Annotated in this window: 13 protein-coding genes, 1 tRNA gene and 1 pseudogene; 6 read left to right on the top strand and 9 right to left on the bottom strand. The window is 61.2% G+C overall.

Features of this window, described 5'->3' with window-relative positions; translation table 11 throughout:
• Positions 1-60: 60 nt before the first annotated feature.
• Positions 61-2193: a CHASE2 domain-containing protein gene (locus ACQZAB_RS08750; RefSeq protein ID WP_428388972.1), complete on the bottom strand. Its 2133-nt coding sequence runs from the start codon at positions 2191-2193 to the stop codon at positions 61-63.
• Between the two features lie 74 nt (positions 2194-2267).
• Between ACQZAB_RS08750 and ACQZAB_RS08745 the strand changes: the two genes are divergently transcribed.
• A complete protein-coding gene (locus ACQZAB_RS08745) occupies positions 2268-2582 on the top strand; it encodes a hypothetical protein (protein ID WP_428388970.1) in 315 nt (104 codons plus the stop codon).
• A gap of 159 nt (positions 2583-2741) precedes the next feature.
• On the opposite strand, the gene ACQZAB_RS08740 is transcribed toward ACQZAB_RS08745, so the two are convergent.
• Positions 2742-3898, bottom strand: a protein-coding gene (locus ACQZAB_RS08740) for an IS3 family transposase (protein WP_428388968.1) whose coding sequence is annotated in 2 segments (ribosomal slippage) — positions 2742-3634 and positions 3634-3898 — 1158 coding nt in all. Because the reading frame shifts where the segments join, the coding sequence is not laid out codon by codon here.
• 132 nt (positions 3899-4030) lie between these two features.
• On the opposite strand from ACQZAB_RS08740, the gene ACQZAB_RS08735 reads away from it, so the two are divergent.
• Complete coding sequence (locus ACQZAB_RS08735) at positions 4031-4639, top strand: hypothetical protein (protein WP_428388966.1); 609 nt, start codon at positions 4031-4033, stop codon at positions 4637-4639.
• 3 nt (positions 4640-4642) lie between these two features.
• On the opposite strand, the gene ACQZAB_RS08730 is transcribed toward ACQZAB_RS08735, so the two are convergent.
• From ACQZAB_RS08730 to ACQZAB_RS08715, 4 genes are all read right to left on the bottom strand, one after another.
• A complete protein-coding gene (locus ACQZAB_RS08730) occupies positions 4643-9760 on the bottom strand; it encodes a filamentous hemagglutinin N-terminal domain-containing protein (RefSeq protein WP_428388964.1) in 5118 nt (1705 codons plus the stop codon).
• Positions 9761-9798: 38 nt separating this feature from the next.
• Positions 9799-11721 (bottom strand): ShlB/FhaC/HecB family hemolysin secretion/activation protein, encoded by a 1923-nt coding sequence (locus tag ACQZAB_RS08725; protein WP_428388962.1) that lies wholly within the window; start codon positions 11719-11721, stop codon positions 9799-9801.
• 91 nt (positions 11722-11812) lie between these two features.
• Positions 11813-12628, bottom strand: a complete 816-nt coding sequence (locus tag ACQZAB_RS08720) for a sugar phosphate isomerase/epimerase family protein (RefSeq protein WP_428388961.1) — start codon at positions 12626-12628, stop codon at positions 11813-11815.
• Positions 12625-13950 carry a PP2C family protein-serine/threonine phosphatase gene (locus ACQZAB_RS08715; RefSeq protein ID WP_428388959.1) on the bottom strand — a complete coding sequence of 442 codons (1326 nt, stop codon included), beginning with the start codon at positions 13948-13950 and terminating at the stop codon, positions 12625-12627. The genes ACQZAB_RS08720 and ACQZAB_RS08715 overlap by 4 nt, the downstream gene beginning before the upstream one ends.
• 78 nt (positions 13951-14028) lie before the next feature.
• Between ACQZAB_RS08715 and ACQZAB_RS08710 the strand changes: the two genes are divergently transcribed.
• Positions 14029-14112, top strand: a tRNA-Leu gene (locus tag ACQZAB_RS08710).
• A gap of 31 nt (positions 14113-14143) precedes the next feature.
• Positions 14144-15307: a lipid-A-disaccharide synthase gene (gene lpxB, locus ACQZAB_RS08705; protein ID WP_428388958.1), complete on the top strand. Its 1164-nt coding sequence runs from the start codon at positions 14144-14146 to the stop codon at positions 15305-15307.
• 243 nt (positions 15308-15550) lie between these two features.
• Here lpxB and ACQZAB_RS08700 read toward each other — a convergent pair.
• The 3 genes and pseudogenes from ACQZAB_RS08700 to ACQZAB_RS08690 all read right to left on the bottom strand — a co-directional run.
• Positions 15551-15625, bottom strand: a pseudogene (locus tag ACQZAB_RS08700) (histidine biosynthesis protein HisIE); the annotation flags it as partial.
• Positions 15626-15938: 313 nt separating this feature from the next.
• The gene (fusA, locus tag ACQZAB_RS08695; protein WP_428388956.1) at positions 15939-18017 is read right to left on the bottom strand and encodes an elongation factor G; all 2079 of its coding nucleotides are present in this window, start codon (positions 18015-18017) and stop codon (positions 15939-15941) included.
• A gap of 155 nt (positions 18018-18172) precedes the next feature.
• On the bottom strand, positions 18173-18973 hold the full coding sequence (locus tag ACQZAB_RS08690) for a glycosyltransferase family 2 protein (RefSeq protein ID WP_428388954.1): 801 nt from the start codon (positions 18971-18973) through the stop codon (positions 18173-18175).
• A 259-nt stretch (positions 18974-19232) separates the two neighbouring features.
• On the opposite strand from ACQZAB_RS08690, the gene ACQZAB_RS08685 reads away from it, so the two are divergent.
• Both ACQZAB_RS08685 and groES read left to right on the top strand, forming a co-directional pair.
• Complete coding sequence (locus ACQZAB_RS08685) at positions 19233-19724, top strand: response regulator (RefSeq protein ID WP_428388952.1); 492 nt, start codon at positions 19233-19235, stop codon at positions 19722-19724.
• A gap of 55 nt (positions 19725-19779) precedes the next feature.
• Positions 19780-20067, top strand: a complete 288-nt coding sequence (gene groES, locus ACQZAB_RS08680) for a co-chaperone GroES (protein WP_428388950.1) — start codon at positions 19780-19782, stop codon at positions 20065-20067.
• The last annotated feature ends 85 nt before the right edge of the window (positions 20068-20152 follow it).

Here is a 20152-nt window from a genome sequence, read left to right as displayed (position 1 = left end):
TTCCACCACCCTGCCGACCAGAACCATACGAAATACGATCGGGAATCCTAGCGAATCTGCTTAAGATTCGTCGCCGAGATCTTCACCAAACCGCTCATCCGGACCAAGTTCACGAACGACCTTCCACGCCTCAATAGGACGCTCGATCCCCTTCGCATGGATCGGCTCGAGCTCCTCCATCTCGAACCGCCCATCCACGTGCGCCCACGTCTTCTTCTCGATCGTCACGCTCCCCGGCCGGCAGTTCTGCTCCAGCCGAGCCGCCATGTTCACCGGACGACCCAGGATCGTATAAGCCGCAAACCGATCCCCACCCAGATACCCGATCGTCGCGTAACCCGTGCACAAACCGGCACGTATCTTCAGCCGCTTCCGCGACCGCGACAGCTTCCCGGAAATCTCATCGAACCTTGCCTGAAGCGCCAAAGCCGCCCGAACCGCCCAGACCGCCTTGTCTTCCAACGGCTCCGGAGCCCCGAAATAAGCCAGCACCCCATCCCCCAGAAACTTGTCAAGCGTCCCGTGATTCTCCACCAGTATCGCCATCGCCTCCTCGTACCAGACCGTCAGAAACTCCGAAATCTCCTCCGGCTCCGTCACGTCCGTCAAGGACGTAAACCCCGCGATATCCACAAACAGAATCGTGATCTCCTCACGTACCGGAGCCAACGACTGACGCGTCACCCCATGCCGATACAACTCCTCCAGCAACGCCGGCGACACAAACCGACTCAGAATCGTCGACAAACGCGTCGCCCAACGATAAGCCCGACCCAGCGCCGCCAGAGTCGCCACCGACGCCGCCAACACCACCGCCAGCAACGGCAACGCCACCGGCAGAAACACCGTCGAACCCACATAAAACAGAGCAGGTGAGGCCACCAACAAACCCACCATCACCGTCGCCGTCACCACAATCGACAACCACGCGCTCCGCAGCAGATACACGCCCCCCAACAGCAACGTCAGCGACACCGTCAGCCCCGTCACCACCCATCGCGGCACCGGCGAAATGAACTGCTCCGTCAGCACCGTGTTCATCACGTTGTAAAGCACCATCGCACCCGGCAGATCAAAGTCCAGTGGCGTCGTCACCAGATCATTCGTGAACGTCGCCGTCTCACCGATCAAAACAATCTTCCCCCGAAACGTCTCCTCAAAGTCCTCCGGAAACTGCGCCAGCGACTCCCAAGTCGTGTAGTACGACTGATACTGCACCCGCTCCAGCCAGTCCGGAATCAGGTTGATCCACATCCGCCCCTCGTGATCCACCGGGATCACAACCTCCCGATCGGCCCCAATAGGCAGCACATACCCGTCATCACTCAACCGAATCCGACGCTTCAACAACCCCTCACCCGTCGGATCCAGCGCCCGCAGCACCGCCGCAAACGGAAGCGACGGAAACAGCCTGTTGTTCGCAAACGTCAACACAGGCGTACGCCGAACCACCCCGTCCGGCTCAAGCGTGTAAGCCACGTGCCCACCACCATCAGCGCGCTCCGCAAAAAACGGATGAGGCCGCAGATCACCAATCCGAAAAAACGGCACCGGCCAAACATCCGCCACGTCCGCCTGCGACCCCACCGCCATCTGCTCAATCAACGCCAACCGCTCCAGCGACGGGTTCCTCACCCCAGCCGTCGCACGCCCCAACCGAGCAATGAGCGCATCCTCCCGCTCCGAAACCAGCCGCCCCTCCACCGCCAGATAACTCGGCACCGCCGCCAGCCCCCGAGCCATCACCCCATCCGCCGCCGACGCCGCCTCCAGCCCCCGCTCCGTCCGCCCCGTCAACCGATCAAACGCCACATCCCACACCACCGCCGACGCCCCGAGATCGCCAAGCGTCTCCATCAGATACCCATGCGCCAACCGCAACAACTGAGCATCATCCGCAGGCGGCTCATCCACCCCAAGCAACCCCGCGTAGTCCTCATCCTCCCAGTTCTCCCGCACCCCCTCGAAAAACGCCTCGATCCGATTGTCCAACCCCAGCAGCACCAGCCGATCATCCACCGCCGGCACCTCACCCCGCATCTGCAACAACAAATCATAGTTGTACCGCTCCAACGGCCCCCAGAACCGCTCATCCACCACATCCACCCCCACCACCAACAACCCCACCAACACCGACACCACAAACGTCCCCCAGGCCCGCCCACTCTGAATCCGCGCTCGCCGTTTAGCCATAACCAAAGCATACCGATCCATGGCTTCCAGGGAGCCCTCAAGCTACGCTGGTGATACTTCCGAAGGGAGCCCGCATGCCCGACTTCGCCTCTACATTCCCTCGACGACGCCGTACCCGACTTGGGACCTTCATCAGATGGAGCCTCAGGACGGTCACGGCTCTGCTGATTCTCACATTGATCCTCCCGCTCACCTACGCCGCATGGCTGAATTGGCGTGGCAAGGCCGCTGCCCAGCAGATCACAGACATGATGGCAGAACGAGAGATCAAGCCGATCCAGAGCCTTTACTCCTGGGCCACCGACGTTGACTTTAATCAGCAGTTCACGCCCAGAGAGCCACCCCCCGACTCAGGGGAAGATGAAATAGACATATACGTTCAAAAATGAACGCTATGGCTTGAAGCCGCCGGAGCGATCATCGAAGCGTGGAAGAACGACCCAACATTCAAATCAGTGCCGGCTATTAGCGGATCATTGCCCTTACTCGGACAAAGACCCACGGCCGAACACGAGCGACTGACCTTCCCCCACGATTCAGCCCACAGTCTACGGTAGACCGAGGCTTGTTTGCAGAGCCGGGCGGAGCGTAGCGGAGCCCGGCTCTGCAGTGATGGTTTGGGGTGCTGGCGGGCGATAGCCCAGGGCCGAGTGGGGCCTACGGGTGTTGTAATGTCGCCGCCACTGCTCGATCAGGACCTTCGCTTCCTTGAGCGTGTAGAAGTGCTCGCCGTTGAGCAGTTCGTCACGCAGCTTGCCGTTGAAGCTCTCCACGTAGCCGTTTTCCCAAGGCGACCCTGGTTCGATGAAGAGTGTTTGGACACCCACACGCTCAAGCCAGCCCCGCACGGCCTTCGCAGTAAATTCCGGGCCGTTATCTGAGCGGATGTGCTCAGGGACGCTCCGCGTCGCCATGAGCCACGCCAACCGCTCAAGGACATCGTCACTCTTGAGCTGTCGATCCACGTCCAATGCCAGGCATTCGCGGGTGTATTCATCCACAATCGCCAGCACCCGGAATGGGCGTCCGTCGTGCGTTCTCGTCTGGACGAAGTCGTACGCCCAGACATGGTCCTTGTGCGTTGGTCGTAGCCTCACACACGATCCATCATTGAGCCACAACCGGCCACGTTTAGGTTGTCTTTTCGGGACTTTCAGACCCTCCTGACGCCAGATGCGCTCAACTCTCTTGTGGTTCACGTGCCAGCCCTCTTCTCTCAGTAACGCCGTGATCCTCGGCGTGCCGTACCGTCCATACATGGCCGCTAACGCGACGATCCGCCGCGTCAGCGGACCCTCGTCATCCCGCTCGATGGGCAGGTAACGCTGCACCGCCCGTTGCTGCCTCAAGACCCTGCACGCCCGACGCTCCGACACCTTCAGGTGATCGATCACTTCGCTGACCACCCGGCGACGACGCGTCGGGCTCAGCGTTTTAGCGCCGCGGCCTCACGCAGAATCGCCTTGTCCAGTTCCGACTCGGCCAGCAGCTTCTTGAGTCGTGCGTTCTCGCGTTCCAGATCCTTGAACTTCCTGGCCTGGTCGACCTTCATCCCCCCGTACTCCCGACGCCAGGGGTAGTACGTCTGCTCGCCCACGCCCAGCTGCTTGCACGCCTGAGCCACCGTTCGGCCCTGGCCCAGCAGCACATCGGCCTCACGCAGCTTGTTCACGATCTCCTCCGCCGAATGACGCTTCCTGCTCATCGATCTTTCCTTCCTGATGGCGTCCAGAACGTGGGAAGCCTCCCACAACATCCGGACAAGGTTCAGGGGGAAAGGTCACCAGATCTCTACGCTGCTAACGAGCACCTCGTATCACTCAGTATCAACACAGAAATGTCGGCTCAGTTTGGCGACGACGCATTCACCAGTAGACTTGCTTGGCAAACCAGACCACAGTTAACCTGGAACACGCTTGCTCCCGGCAGACTTACTGCTCACCTCGCAGAGACCGCAAAAACACACTTGTCAGAATACGATGTCTGCCTTCAAGCTGGTTCTGCCTACGAACTGATTGATCTCTATCACACGCAGATATCAGATAATCGACAAACATTTCACGCATTCGTACGAACCCTCCAACAATGGCTTGCATTACAGGTCACGACAGAAACCGCACTACAGGTCGAACGCTACAGACTACGAACCGGCCGCTGGCCGTCTTCGCTTGCTGATCTTGACTTGCCGATCCCACGAGATCCTTACGCGAGTTCTGACCAACCAGTGCTTTACAGTAAGCTCGATAGCCGCGTCAGCATCTATAGCATCGGGTCAAACAGGGTCGATGACGGTGGTACCCAGACTGGCGATAACTGGAGCCGTGACGAAGACATCGTCTTCCGCCTCCTGCACCCGGAACTACGCGGGAACCTCACCGACGAGTACTGGCGAAAACAGGAAGTCGCACGGCGTCAAAGAATCACAGATGAATTTTCCAGCAACTAACCCCTACCCCCGAACACCCATCATCCCCGTCGGCGCATCATCAATGATCCGATCCACAATCCGCTCCGCCGCTAGCTGCAGCAGATCATCCAGATCCTCCGCCGTGATCATCGGCTCCGACCCATTCCGCGTCCGCAGCCGCTTCTTCTGCACCAGCGTCAGATGGTTCGACACGTTCTTCTGCAGCTCGTAAACCAGCGTCAGCTTCGCAATCGGCTCGCCGCCTGCCCCCTCCTCAAGCTCCAACCGCTCCAGCAATCCCTGGCAGAAGAACTCCAGACCCTGAGCAATCAGCGTCCGCATCTCCGCGTCACTCACCTCTTCACTCACCCCCGCCGTCCGCTCACCCCGAGCCTGTAGCGCCTGCTCAATGTAAAACGCCAGCCGCTCACCCCACGCCTCGCTCAGATCACGCAGCAGCTCGTGATCCGCCAGCCAACCCTCACGCTCCGCAAAGTCACCCACCACCCACAACGGCTCATCAAAATCAATCCCCGGACCATCCGGCTCCTCCGCCGTCGCCTCGTCAGGCAGGTCATCACCCACATCCAACGGCTGATCCAGCGACACCGGCCCGCCACCATCCGTCGTGATCCGAGCCCCAGGCGAATTCGTCTCCACCTGAATCCCACCACTGCCCGACTTCAGATTCGCACTCCGCAGATTCCCACCCACATCCTGAACACTCACCCACCCGTTCGACGCCGACGTGTCCACCTCAAGCGTCGTCCCGTTCACCTGCAACGGCTGACTCGGCGCACCAAACGCATCCGCCGTCACGCTGATCGAACGACCACTCAGGTCTACGCCCGGGTCCCCATCCAGCACCGAACCCGCCACATTCAGATTCACCGAACCGCCGCCCGCATTCAGATTGAGCCCATTCAGCGAACCCGTCTGCGCTAGATTCTGATTGCCCGTCGTCGTCACCGACATCTGCCCCACCGCCGTCTGCACCGGCGTCGCCGCCGTACCCACACTCCGCGCCGTCATCGACGTCGTCGGCGCTACGATCTGCTGCACCGGCACACCCGCCGCCGCCACGATGTTCCCGTTCACCGCCGAAAGATTCACACCCTCCGACGCCTGCATCCGACCCACCGCAATCCCGCCCGTCTGCGACGTGAACTGAATGTCACTGTTCGCCGTCACGTCCAACGCCACAATCTCTCCCGTCGAAACCAGGTAGATATCCCCGCTCGTCGTGTAGATCTCCTCCACCGTCAACCCGCCCACATCCTCAAGACTCACCTTACCCGAACCCGTCACAAACACATCCAGCCGCGCCACCTCAATATCCAGTGCCTCATAAGCCGACACACCCGATTCGTAACTATCCGCTTCCTCATACGTCGAACCATCCCCCTCCGGATCCCGGCCGATCTCCGCACCCGCCACCATCGTCAGCCGACCCGCTGTCCGCAGCTTCACACTGTTGTCATCCACGATCTCATCGATCACCCCGCCACTCTCAAGCATCAGATCGATCTCACCCGTATCCACCGACCCCACGCGCATCCACACACTGTCCATCGACCCGACCAGAATCTCAGACGCCGACTCCACCATGTCCAGCTCACCCTGCCCCACCTGGAACTCACTCCCCTCCGCGTCCGCACCCAACGTCACACCCATCCCGGCCATCGGGATCATCGCCACCCGACCCTCACCCGCCATCAACCTAGCACCCGGCTCGATCTCCATCCCCGACGCCATCATCACAATGTCCCCACCGGCCAACGCCGAATCCAGCACCGCATCACCCGTCAGCGTCATCACGCCCTCGGTCGACAGCAGGATCGTGTTCGACCCACTCGCCGACACCAACCCATTCATCGTCAGCCCGCCCGCCGCATCGATCTCCACCGTGTCCGCCACCCAGTCCCCCGACTGCATGACCGACATCTCCGTCAGCACACGCATCGTCTCCATCGCCTTGAACGCCACCGACAACATCCCGTCCGAAGCAGCACCCCCATACCCAGGCGTCTCAAAATGCGCCCAGCTGTTCCGCGATTCACCCGTCAAAACAGGCGTGTCCACGATCAGTGGCGTAAAGGGCGTCCCGATCGAATCCGCCTCCAGATGCATCGATTCACCCGCCGTCAGCCGCGAGTTGATGATCTGGCCACCAGCCCGCGCGATCAGCCGAGTCCCCGCCGCCGCCTCCACAAAATCAATGTCACCACCCGCAATCAACTCAATCAGCCCCGTCGCATCGATCCGACTGCTCACGATGTCGCCACCCGCAAACACCCGAGCCTCGGGCACCTCCAGCACCAGATCAAAGATCGATCCCGTCGCCTCAATAAGCGCAGCTTCCAACGTCGAAGCAAACGCAAACCCCGTGATATCACCCACCACACTCAGCCGACCACCCGTACCCGTCACCCCCTGGTCCACGCCGTTGTAACGAAGCGTCGACACCCGCGTCTGCAGCAGATCAATCGTCCCCGCCGTCAGCTCAGCGACACCGCCACGAAGATCCACAAACAAGTCACCATCTAGCACATCCCCAGCCACGTTCAGCGAGATATCACTCAACCCCGCATCCAGATCCAGCGCCGTCAGCGTCTGCAGATTCTCAATCCGTATCCCACCCGCCAACGTACGCGCCGTCAGATCAGACACATCCGTCGTCACCGCCAGCTCCGAACCAATCCCGCTCACCGCCTCCATCACCAGCGACGATGCCCCCGCCACGTTCACCGCAGCAGGCGTATCCCCCACCTCGATCGAACCACCCGTCCGCAGCACCAGCGCCGTCTCAGGATGCACGGTGACCGCGCCAAGCGTCAACGCCCCACTGTCCGTCCGACCGATCCGAAGCTCCCGCGCATCGATCCGGTCAAGCAGCGCCTGATCCACCCCGAACCCATCCCCAGACACAAACTCATCCAACGCGATCGCCCCGCCCGCCACAGGCGACAACGCAACCACATCACCCGTAAACACCGCAGGCGTAATCACCGAATCCGCCTCAACCAAAGGAGGCGCCGCCACCACACCATTCAGGAGCGCCAGACGATCGGCCTCTACACCAACCAGCGTCGTGCCCGCTTCACCCAGGCTCCCGCCATCCCGCATCGTCAGCACGCCCGCATCCACCGACACAACCGAACCCACCACCCCCGCCGACACACCCACCGCATCACCGGCGAGGCTCACCTCTTCCGCCCGCAGCGAGGCCAACACCTCCACCGAATCCACACCCTCAATCTCAAGCACCCCCGACCCGAGATCGATCCCCCCACCAGCCAATCCCGCCACCTCAACCTCCCGACCCCACAACACGAGATCCGTACCCGCCGCCAAACCCTCACCCGTCTCACCATCAACCAAATGCCCCACCCGCGTCAACGTGTACGAACTGCCCACCACCAGCCGACCCGCCGACACCCGCTCCAGTGCCTGCGTCCCGAAAACCACGTCCCCCTCACCCGACGACGCCAGACCGTCACCCACCCGCAGCACACCCGTATCCAAACCCACCACCGCGACCGACCCATCACCCGCATCAATCAGCCCGCCACCCGAAAACTGATAAGCCCGAGCCCCCATCAACACCCCACCATCACTCCGAACCAGACCGCGAACCACCAGCGTCCCGTCGGTCAACAGATTCACGCCTGCCTCACCCGTGGAGACGATCGAACCCAGCCCCGTCACCGTTAAACCCTGATCCCCCGTCAGGTCCACCGACCCGTTCGCCACCACCGAACGCCCAACCGTGATCCGATCCGACACCACCTGCAAGTCACCCGAAAACGTCGTCGGCAGACTCGCGAACTGCTCCATCTCGATACCAACCCGACCATCACCCGACGCACCCCGACCATCGATCGAGCCCAGCCCCGTATCCGCGAAACTGCCACCCGTCAGCAAGATGTCCCCGCCATTCGACGACAGCCCCGCCGTCAGACCCAGCACCTCGCCCGCACGCAGGTCCAACACCCCACCATCCGTCGCCACCGCCGCAGACACCTGCAGATTCGTCGCCGAATCCACCACCAGCCCCGACGCCTCCAGCCCCGCCTGAATCCGAACCCCGCGCCCCGTCGGATCCGTCTGCGTCAGCCGCACCAAGCCGCTCGCCGTCAGCACCTGATCCTGAATCACCTCCACGTCCGATTCCACACCGACGTCACCCGCCACCACCTCCGGCAGCGTCAGCGTCCCGTCCGTCGCCGCAAAAATGGCCAGCCCGTCACCCTCAACACCCGTCGTATCCACCAGGCCCGACCCCGAAAGCGTCCTCCCCGTCGCCACAAACGATCCCCCATCCGTCAGCACCTCTCCATCCAGTTCCACACGCCCCTCGCCCTCAACCACCACCTCCGACGCCTTCACCACCCCGTTCTGACGCACGGCCAGCGCAAACACATCCCCGGCCCCCATCCGCACCATACCGCCCTGCGCCTCCAGCGTCCCCTCATTCAGCACCGCCGCATCCTGCGCTGCGCTCACCGCGCTCGCGTCGATCTTCGCCATCACCGTGCTGCCCAGCCGCGTAATCAGCACGCTGTCACCCGCCGCCATCGTGATCGTCCCCTGCGGCGCGACAATCGTCCCAAGGTTCTCCACCCGCCGACCCAGCAGACTCACCACATCCGCCTGAATCATCCCCTCATTCCGGACCACCCCGCCCAACGCGGTGAAGCTCTCCACGCCGTTGAGGAAATCCTGATTCGTCATCCGCCCCGCCGCCGCGTGCAACTCCCCAACATTCACCACCGCCTGACTGCCAAAGAAAATCCCGTTCGGGTTCACCAGGTAGACCCGACCGTTCCCCTCCAACCGACCATCGATCTGCGAGGCACCAGGCCCTACCACCCGGTTAAACACCCGCGCCTGCGCGTTCGGCTGCACAAACCGAACCGTCTCATCCACCGCGATGTTGAAGCTGTTGTAGTTGATGATGCTGTTGTTGCTAGCCGTGATCTCCGTCAACGCCCCCTGCTGAGCCACCGACACATTCCCCGCCACCACCTGATTCACCTCAGGCGAAGCCACAGCCTCCGACCCGCCCACACCCGCCGCCACAGCCATAGCCACAGCAAACGGCACCCGTCGGGAGACATAACGCCAGATAAGCCCCTCACTCAGTCGCGGTCGGCTCATAAAACACTTCCTTCCAACAACTGGCTACGCAGCAATGCTCAATAAACGACACCAGCCTGGATATGAAATCGATTGCTGCCCGCCGAATAGCCCGCCGAATCCACGTCCTTCAGGCCAATCCCCCAATCCACCCGCACCTGTAAAGTCTGCTTCACAGATAACTCAACGCCAATCCCAGTCCCTAAAAGACTGTCACCACCGTCCGATCCTGCTGTCTCGGAGTTATAAGTAGCGCCTGCGTCAAGAAATGTCTTAAAAACCAGGTCCCAGTCGGGATACCCGTAAACCCGAGGCGGGGCCAGCCGAAACGGCTGCCCCAAAATGGGAAGCTGGGCAGGATCGGAAGACACGGCAAGCAATCGTGGCGTGTGCAAACGATACTCCACCGACCCGAAAACCACCGTATCACCCGCAATCGTCGATTCCGGATAGCCGCGAACAGTGTTCATGCCCCCCACCGTCATCTGCTGCTGAGGGATCAGACGGTAGCCCATCGCGTGCTGACCATCAAAACGCACCACCACCTCGTGAGCCAGCGTCGAGGTCTCAGGCGTCGACGGATCCTCCCACGCAGCCCGGTCCAGCAACGGCTCCAGGTAAAAACTCGCAAACCCGCTCCAACGCACCAACGCCCACGCGTCATCCGCCCCTGTCCGACCAAAATTATCCAGATCCTCCCCATTCACACCCGGCACATTCCACCCCAGACTCACCTGCCCGAAAATCGACTCCGTCTGCCGACGAGCCTCCGCCCGCAAACCAACCTCCGGAATCAGAAACAGCTCCTGAATATCCGTCGCCGCCAGCTCGTTCTCCGTCTCCTGCGACTGCAGACTAACCCCCCCGAACGCATCAACGAAAAAATCCCGCCGCTGAAAAATCTGACGCGACGCCTCGCCCGAACCGCTGATCGTCTCACCCGAAAAATTCGCCCCGCTCAGACCCACTTCCGATGCGTCATACACACTGTACAGCACCGTCCCCCGATACCCCCACAGACTCCCCCGCTCAAACGGCGCCGCATACGAACCCGTCAACGTATGGCTCTCATCAAAACCCGCCGTCGAGTACGTCAGCGACAACTGATCGTCACGACCCGTCAGCTGATTGTGAAAAAACCCGAACGTCTCTCGCCACTCATCCGTCTGCTCCGTCCCCGTGTTCGCCGCCTGCGCAAACACCCGCCACGGCTTCGCCTCCGTGATCAGATACTCAAGCTCCACCCCCGGCTCACCCTCATCATCCTCAATCGCCGTCACCGCCACATCCACCCGACGCCCACCCTGCCGATTCAAGCGAAACCCGTAATCCTCCAGCCGATTCACCCACAGCAAATCCGACCGCTCACCCTCACCATCCCAAGGCCGCACCGGCGAACCAGCCGGAATCCAAGCATGTTCTTCCGCATTCTCTCGCCTGTTCTCACCATCCTGATCCGTCGCCACCGTGATGAACGATCCCGCCACACTCGTCGACACCACCATCCGAAGCGACACATCACCCTCGCCCCGAAGGTCCCGCCCAAAAAGATCAAACTGCGCCTCATCCGGCGCCACATACACCCCCACCAACCCAACATCATTCAGGCTCTCCGCGATCGTCCGGCTGATCATCAGAATCGCCGACGCATGAAGTGACACCCCACGAGCCCCACCCAACTCGCCCAGGGTCAAAACGTCTACCAGATCATCCGGACGCTCCGCCACATACCCCGTCGGCGTCGGCGTCAACCGAACCTCCGCACCCAACACCACCTCCAAACCCGGATGCTGCGGGTGCGCCGCCTCATACACCACCTCCACGCGACTCACCGGATAAGCAGGCCCATCCGCCGCCGTCGCCACCGCCAACTGAAGCGCTTCGCCCCTCTCCGCAAACGCCACGCTGCCACCACAGGCCAGCGACAGACCCAGCAGCCCCGCCACAACCCCACCACGCCATTTTGTTGTCACGCGCCCCATACCGAGTCCATCCACGAAGGAACACCACGACCCATACACGCCATGGCCATAATCATAACAAGCATAACCCCCTCGCAAATAGATAGAAACGCTAAAAACCCAGCCCCAGCAAACGCTTAACAGCCTCTCCCTCCCCACGACCAACCCGCTCCGCAAGCTCCCGCTCCGTCGGAAACAACTCCACCGCCAACGGAATCGCCCCCAACACACCCACCCGATCCGACACCAGCCCCCAGTCAAGCGAACCCTCACCCGGCCACAGATGGTTGTCCAGCGAACCAAGGTTGTCATGCACATGCATCGCCGACAACCCTTCCTCCATCATCAACCGAAACTGCCCCGCCACATCCGCAGCCATGTTCGCATGACCCGTATCCAGAATCAGACCGAACACCTCCCGATCCACCCGCCGCAGCACCTCCACCAAATCCAACGCATCCCCGCCCAACGGATACTCAGGCGGCAGATTCTCCAACACAAACCGAACCCCGTAATCCGACGCCGGACCCGCCAGTTCGTTCAAAAAATCCACCAGCCGCCCCCGACGCTCTACAACATCAGTCGTCTCCCCAGTGGTCGACGGATGCAGCACCACAAACCCGCCTCCCAACTCCGCCATGTACGCCGCGTCCGCAATCGCCACGCGTATCGTCTCCGCACGCACCGCCGCCGAAGCCGAAGACGGATCCAAATCACGCCCAAACCGACCATGCAGCGAGTCCACCACCAGCCCAGCATCCTCCACCTTCCGCTTCAGATCCTTCGCCCCAGGCGTCGCCTCCGGATGACGCTGCACCTGAATCGTCCGACAACCCATCTGCTTGTATAGCCGCAACAACCCCTCACCCGTGAAATCCGAATAACCAAACGGCACCACCGCCGACAGATAAGGCCCCTCACCGCTCACGACAGATCACCCTCACCAGCCAGCTGCCGACGAACCAGCAAAACCGTCATGTCATCGTTCTGCACCGCCCCATCCGCATAAGCCGCCACGTCCTCCCGAATCGCCGCCAGCATCCCCGCACACCCACCGACATACCCCTTCCGAATCGCCGCCTCCGTCCGATCCGTCCCGAAGTGCTTGTCCGAAGCATCCTGATACTCAAACACACCATCGCTGATCACCGCCAGCACATCCCCCTCAGCCATCTCGATCAACCCCGCATCCTCCAACGCAATCTCATCCAGGATCCCCAGCGGGAACGTCGTCGCGTCCAGCCGCACAAACGCATCCTCCGCCGCCTTGTAATGCAGTATCGGAGCCTGACCCGGAGCGTGATACCGCACACAATGCCGCTCCGAATCCAACACCCCGAAAAACGCCGTCACAAACCGCTCATCGGGCAGATCCTCCAACACCTGCGCGTTGATCTCACGAACCAACGTATCCAGATCCGCATCCAGCCGAAGCGCCAGCCGCAACATGCTCCGCACCTGCGTCACGCTCAGCGCCGGCCCGATCCCATGACCCGTCGCATCCCCCAACAAAAGCGTCATCCGCTTCGCATCCAGCACCGCCACGTCATACGTATCACCCCCCGTCTGCTCCGCCGGCAGACTCCACCCCAACAACTCATACCCTTCAATCTGAGGCACCTCCTCAGGCATCGTCCGCTGCTGGATGTCACTCGCGATCGAAAGATCGCGCTCCAGCTTCTCCCGCATCACCCGATCCTCAATCAGCATCGCCCGCTGCACCGCCGCCGCACACTGAGTCGACAAAATCTCCGCCAACGCCTCATCCGACTCCCGAAACGGCCCGCCCTCCTTGTTCAACACCTGCAAAACCCCCACCGGCACATCCCCGTCCGCAATCAGCGGCACCGTCAACAAACTCCGCGTCCGGTAGTTCGTCGCCTTGTCGATCGCCTGATTGAAACGCGGATCCGCATAGCAGTCCGGCACGTTCACGATCTCCCGCTCCCGAAGCGCATGCCCCGCAATCCCCTGATCGATCGAAAAACGGATCTCATCCGCCCCCTTCGCCACCCGCGCATACAGCTCCCGCGCCCCATCGTCATAAAGAAACACCGTCGCCCGATCCGCCTCCAACACCCCGCAGGCCACATCCACCACCTGACGAAGCACCGTGTCCAGATCAATCGGAAGCAGCAACTGACGCGTTACCCCCAGCACCCGCCACAAAGGCGACGACCGCAAAGCCTCCATCGCCGCGTCACGACCCGAAGAAGCCGAAGAACCAGAATCTGATAACGAACCCGACATCGACGCACAGTCTAAGCCAACCAGCCCCGCCACGAGACGCCCCGCCTCCCCCCACACCCGGTTACAATCCAGACCCGCGCCGGAGTGGCGGAATTGGCAGACGCGGCGGATTCAAAATCCGCTGGTGGCAACACCTTGTGGGTTCGAGTCCCACCTCCGGTATTCCAAAGGCACGGCAACCCAAACAACCCCCATGCCACAACCGCCATCCATCCTCCTCACCGCCTTCGAGCCCTCAGGCGACAACCTCGGCCAGAGCCTCGTCGCCGCCCTCAAACAACGACAACCAGACATCCAGTGCCACGCCCTGGGCGGCCCAAAACTCGCCCATGCCGGCGCCAACCTCATCGAAAACACCTCCGACGACCCCGCCATGCTCCTCGATGCCGCACGCAAGGTCGTCGACCACCGCCGCAGACTCCAACGACTCAAAACCTGGCTCGAAAACAACCACGTCGACGCCGTCATCCCCATCGACAGCCCCGCCGCCAACTGGTCTATCTGCCAGGCCACCCGACAAACCCAACCCAACGCACGCATCATCCACCTCGTCGCCCCCCAACTCTGGGCCTGGGGACAGTGGCGCATCCGAAAACTCCGACGACTCACCGACCAGGTCCTCTGCCTCCTGCCCTTCGAACCCGACTGGTTCCAGGCCCGTGGCGTACCCGCCACCTACGTCGGACACCCCCTCTTCGAAAACACCCGCCAGCACACGCCCCAACACCACCCCGCCCTCGACAAACCCGCCTCCAAGAACCTCGCCCTGCTCCCCGGCTCAAGAGCCGCCGAAATCGCCTTCAACTGGCAAACCATGACCGAGGTTGCACAGGCCATCCGCGAACAACACCCCGATCTCCACGTCATCATCCCCGCCAGCGACGAACGCCGAGCCGAAGAGCTCAATAACCACCCCAGCACCAAAGCCCTCGACGGCTACGCCGACCTCATCGTCGGACACACCCACGAAGTCCTCGACTGGGCCGATGCCGCACTCATCGTCTCCGGAACCGCCACCCTCGAAGCCCTCGCCCACAACACCCCCACCGTGGTCCTCTACAACGTCCGCTATCTCACGTGGCTCTTTATCGGCCGGTTCATGACCACCACACGCACCTACTCACTCCCCAACCTCATCAGCGAGTGGCTCGGACAACAACGCGTCGTCGACGAGTTCATCCCCCACTTCGGCAACCCCAAACCCGTCACCAACGCCGTCAACCAACTGCTCTCAAACCCCGAAGCCGTCGCCCGGCAACGCCAGACCTACCAACGCATCAAGGACGCCTTCGGCAACACCCCCTTCGCCGAACTCGCCGCCGACGCCGTCCTCGATAACCTCACCCCTAGAGCCTGAAAAACCCCGCCCACAGCCCCAAAACCCATAAAAAAGGCGGCCTCCTGTGAGGCCGCCGGGCATCGTCTGGTGCTCGGTTGTCGAGTCGCCCCCGCCAATCGAGGGCCTACCAGGCATCAAATCAACAAGTCAGGCTCATCAGAGCCAAAGGCTTTAGCGACGCTTCGCCGTACGCTTCTTCGCCTTCTTCTTAGCAACCTTCTTCTTGGCTACCTTCTTCTTGGCAACTTTCTTCTTCGCGACCTTCTTCTTAGCAACCTTCTTCTTGGCGACCTTCTTCTTCGCTACCTTCTTCTTGGCGACCTTCTTCTTAGCCACCTTCTTCTTGGCGACACGCTTCTTCGCGACCTTCTTCTTCGCAACCTTCTTCTTGGCTGCCTTCTTCACGACGCGCTTCGCGACCTTCTTCTTGGCGACCTTTTTCTTGGCCTTCTTCTTGGCTGCTTTCTTAGCCATTGCAAGTCCCTTTCGTGCGGCTCGTCAGACGATGCCAGGGTCTGTTCGTAACGTCCGCACCAACACGATGCGAACACGCTTCAAACATCGGCAGCGATCACGCAATTGCTTGAGCATTCCACGCGATCAAGCGCACAAAAATACATGTGCGCGCTCAAAAGCGCGTCCAAAACCTCTAAGACGCGCTCGCAACCTCACTGCGATTCTCCGCAGCGACCTTCTCCTGCACATGCGCAGGCATCGGGGCATAGTGACTCATCGTCATCGTGAAACTGCCCTGACCACCCGTCACGCTCCGCAACTCACTCTGGTAATTCGATAGCTCCGCCAACGGAACCAACGCCGATAAACACATCTGACCCACACCCACCATGTCCGTGCCCTGAACGCGACCACGCTTCGACGACAAATCACTCGTGATGTCGCCGAGATGAGCATCCGGCACCACCACCTCCACCTCAACCAACGGCTCCAGCAACACCGGACCCGCCTTGTTCACCGCATCCTCAAACGCCCTGCGCCCCGCCGTGATAAACGCGATCTCCTTCGAATCCACCGGGTGATGCTTCCCGTCATACACGCTCACACGCAGATCCTGCATCGGATAACCCGCGATCACGCCCTCCGTCAACGCCTGACGAACCCCCTTCTCGATCGCAGGAATCAGCTGATGAGGAATCGATCCCCCAAACGTGTCGTTCACGAACTCAAACCCCTGACCCGGCTCTAACGGCTCAACACGCAGATACACCTCACCAAACTGCCCCGCACCACCCGTCTGCTTCTTGTGACGATGATGCCCCTCAGCCTTCTTCGTGATCGTCTCACGATAAGCCACCCGGGGAACCTTCGTCTCCACCTCCACCTTGTAACGGTTCTTCAGCTCCTCAAGCACCACCCGAAGCTGCAACTCACCCAACCCATGAATCACCGTCTCATGCGTCACGCTGTCCCGCGTCACCGTAAACGTCGGGTCTTCCTCCTGCAGCTTGCTGAGAGCATCCGCGATCTTCTGCTCATCCCCTCGCTTCTTGGGCAGCACCGCCAACCCCGTCAAAGGCTCCGGGAACTTGATCGGCCGCAGATGAATCCGATCCTCATCATGCGAATCGTGAAGCACCGCGTCAAAGTGCACGTCCTCAATCTTCGTCACCGCCACCAGATCACCCGGGATCGCCTCCTCCACCTCGCTGTGCTTGCCACCCTGGACCTTCACCAGGTGAGCGATGCGAAACGGCTTCTTGCTCTCACCCGTCTTCGGATCACCAATAAACACCTGACTCTGAGGCGTCACCGTCCCCTGATGCACCCGGAACAGACAGATCTTCCCCACAAACGGATCGATCCGAACCTGAAACACATGCGCCAGCACGTGCTTCGACGGATCCGGGTCCGCATGAATCTCATGATCCAGATCATCACCACGCACAAACGGCCGCGGGTTCCCCTCCGCAGGATTCGGTGCCAGCTTCTCCAGCACCTCCACAAGCTCCTTCACCCCCACCGGCTCATCGGGCGACCCATGCGGACGAGCCGCCACAAAACAAACCGGTATCAGATGACCCTCACGAAGCGCCTCCTCGAAAGCCTCGTGAAGCTCACCCGGCTCCACCGAACCCTTCTCCAGATACGTCGCCATCAGGTCCTCATCCACCTCCACCACCTGATCAATAATCGCCGTGTGAGCATCCGACACCGGCCCCAGATCGCTCTCCCCATCCGTGTGGAAAAAACAATCCACCACCTTCTTCCCACCCTCCGCCGGAAGATTCACCGGCAGACAACGCTTGCCATAAACCTTCTGGATCTGCTCAACCAACCCCGCCAGATCCACACCCTCCGCGTCAATCTTGTTCACGATGATCATCCGACACAACCGCTGCTCGCTGGCCGTCGCCATCAGACGACGGCCCATCGAACCCAGCCCCTTGCTCGCATCCACCACCAACGCAGCCGTGTCCACCGCCGGAAGCGCGCCAATCGCCTGGCCCATGAAGTCAGGCGACCCAGGCGTATCAATCAGATTCAGGTGCACCCCGTGATGGTCCGCGCTCACCAACGTCGCAAAAAGACTGTGACCGTGATGCTTCTCTTCCTCCGTGAAATCACTCACCGTCGAGCCGTCTTCAACCGTCCCCGCACGACCGATCGCACCCGCCGAAAACAAAATCGCTTCCGCCAACGTCGTCTTGCCAGATCCCTGCTGCCCCACCAAAGCCAGATTACGAATGTCCGCCGTCGTATAGCCGCTCATCGCGACCTCCTGATGCAAGTAAGAAAGGTACACATGAAACAAGGAGCATCCACCCAGAACACCGGGCACTCCGAACACCGAGTCTAGTGCGCACCGACAAACAACGCCAGCACAAACCGCCTCGCAAAAACACACCCCCTCAAACAACCACTCACTCACCCACGCGACAAGCTGTACTTCGCAATGCAACGAAGCGCCGCCACCCCATCCATCCAACCGATCTTCTTCCCCGCGCTGTACGACCGCGCATCGTAAGACACCGGCACCTCCACAAGCCTCACACCCAGCTTCGCCACCTTCGCCGTGATCTCCGGCTCAAACCCGAACCGATCCTCCTCGATGTCGATCGCCTGAAGCACCTCACGACGAAACAGCTTGTAACACGTCTCCATGTCCGTCAGACCCAGCCCCGTAAACCGATTCGACGTCCACGTCAGCACCCGATTCCCAAACGCATGCCACCGACCATAAAACCCCTCCCCCGACCGACCCAGAAAACGAGACCCGTAAACCACATCCGCCTCACCCGACACCACCGGCCCCAGCAGCTTCGGATACTCCGCCGGGTCATACTCCAGGTCCGCATCCTGAATCACCACAAAGTCCCCCGTCACCCGCGACACCCCCGTCCGTATCGCCGCACCCTTCCCCCGATTCACCGGATGACGATGCACCACACACTTCCCCTCCGCCTCGAGCGCAGCCAGCAACCCAACCGACCCATCCCCCGATGCATCATCCACCGCGATCACCTCCAGCGACACACCCCCATCACCTACACCACCCAGATCCACCGCCCACACCCGCTCCACCAGCTCGCGGATCGTCGCCTCCTCATTGAACACCGGAATGATCACGCTCAGCTTCAGCAAAACAGCTCCTGAATCCCGAACCCGGCCGGTCACACCCCAGCCGCCAGAGATCATCCCCACCCCCACCCCCGCGTCAACCGACACAAAGCAGTCCACAAGCCAGCTGGGCCCGTGAAGCGTGTGGCACATCCGCCGAAGGAGGACCCACAGAACCAAAACGCCTCCCCGCCTCCGCTGCCAAAACGACACCTCACCGCCACACCCGCCACACCCTCCGGCAGCCCGCATCTATATACAGGCATCGCCGCAAACGCCACTAAAACCACATCTTCATGCCAAATCATGACTTACATCCACCCCCACCCCGCCCGCCAACTGGCACCACCCTTGCAGCCTCTTCACCATGCTCGGGACCTCCCCAGACAGTCCGCGCTTCAACGTCCTCCTCGCCGAAGACCCCCAACGGGCCGACGCCGACTGGGCCACCCCTCTGTCCCGACTCCTCAAACCCCAGGGATTCGTCCCCCTCCACGCCGAGTCCGGCCACCAGGCCCTCGAACTCGCCGAAAAACAGACCCTCCACGCCGCCCTCATCGACCTCGCCACCCCACGACACCCCGACAAACGACCCACCGGCGGAACCGCCTCCCCCGAGTCTGGCGGGCTCTGGCTCCTCGAAGTCCTCCACCGACGACCCGACGCACCCCCCATCGTCGTCGTCAACAACCAGCGACTCGACGCCGCCGCCTTCCAACGCTACGTCAACGCAGCCCTCCAACTCGGCGCCTTCTCCGTCCTCAACTTCCCCGTCCGCATCGAAGCCCTCCTCACCGTCATCCGCAAACTCATCGACCGACGCTACCAGGGCAACTGGCCCGAACTCCAGAACAACTAACCATTCGTTCGTAACGAAGAAACCTTCCCAACAACCTTCTCAACAGGAGAGACCCATGAAAGTTCGACCCCTCGGTGACAAAATCCTCGTCCAACGCGTAGAAGCCGAAGAAAAAACCGCCTCCGGCATCTTCCTCCCCGAATCCGCCAAAGAAAAGCCCCAGCAGGCCAAGGTCGTCCGCATCGGACCCGGCAAGACCCTCGACAACGGCGAAAAGTCCACCTTCCAGGTCAAGGAAGGCGACACCATCATCCTCTCCAAGTGGGGCGGTACCGAAATCAAGATCGAAGGCGAAGACTACCTCGTCATGGACGAATCCGAAGTCCTCGCCATCGTCGAGTAAACCAATCCGTGACCGCCAGATAGTCACAACCAATCAGTAACCGGTGAGCCGGGCCGTGTCGGCCCGGGTTCCCACACCAACCAAA

Origin of the sequence: Mucisphaera sp. (assembly GCF_965279675.1) — a bacterium.
GTDB lineage: Bacteria > Planctomycetota > Phycisphaerae > Phycisphaerales > Phycisphaeraceae > Mucisphaera.
Note: the sequence above shows the minus strand (reverse complement) of the source record. Positions and strands in the feature narration are given on the sequence as shown.

Coding starts and splice junctions, on each gene's coding strand:
- ACQZAB_RS08750 (WP_428388972.1), bottom strand. CDS start 2,193: ATGGCTAAACGGCGAGCGCGGATTCAGAGTGGGCGGGCCTGGGGGACG.
- ACQZAB_RS08745 (WP_428388970.1), top strand. CDS start 2,268: ATGCCCGACTTCGCCTCTACATTCCCTCGACGACGCCGTACCCGACTT.
- ACQZAB_RS08735 (WP_428388966.1), top strand. CDS start 4,031: ATGTCGGCTCAGTTTGGCGACGACGCATTCACCAGTAGACTTGCTTGG.
- ACQZAB_RS08730 (WP_428388964.1), bottom strand. CDS start 9,760: ATGAGCCGACCGCGACTGAGTGAGGGGCTTATCTGGCGTTATGTCTCC.
- ACQZAB_RS08725 (WP_428388962.1), bottom strand. CDS start 11,721: ATGGGGCGCGTGACAACAAAATGGCGTGGTGGGGTTGTGGCGGGGCTG.
- ACQZAB_RS08715 (WP_428388959.1), bottom strand. CDS start 13,950: ATGTCGGGTTCGTTATCAGATTCTGGTTCTTCGGCTTCTTCGGGTCGT.
- lpxB (WP_428388958.1), top strand. CDS start 14,144: ATGCCACAACCGCCATCCATCCTCCTCACCGCCTTCGAGCCCTCAGGC.
- fusA (WP_428388956.1), bottom strand. CDS start 18,017: ATGAGCGGCTATACGACGGCGGACATTCGTAATCTGGCTTTGGTGGGG.
- ACQZAB_RS08685 (WP_428388952.1), top strand. CDS start 19,233: ATGCTCGGGACCTCCCCAGACAGTCCGCGCTTCAACGTCCTCCTCGCC.
- groES (WP_428388950.1), top strand. CDS start 19,780: ATGAAAGTTCGACCCCTCGGTGACAAAATCCTCGTCCAACGCGTAGAA.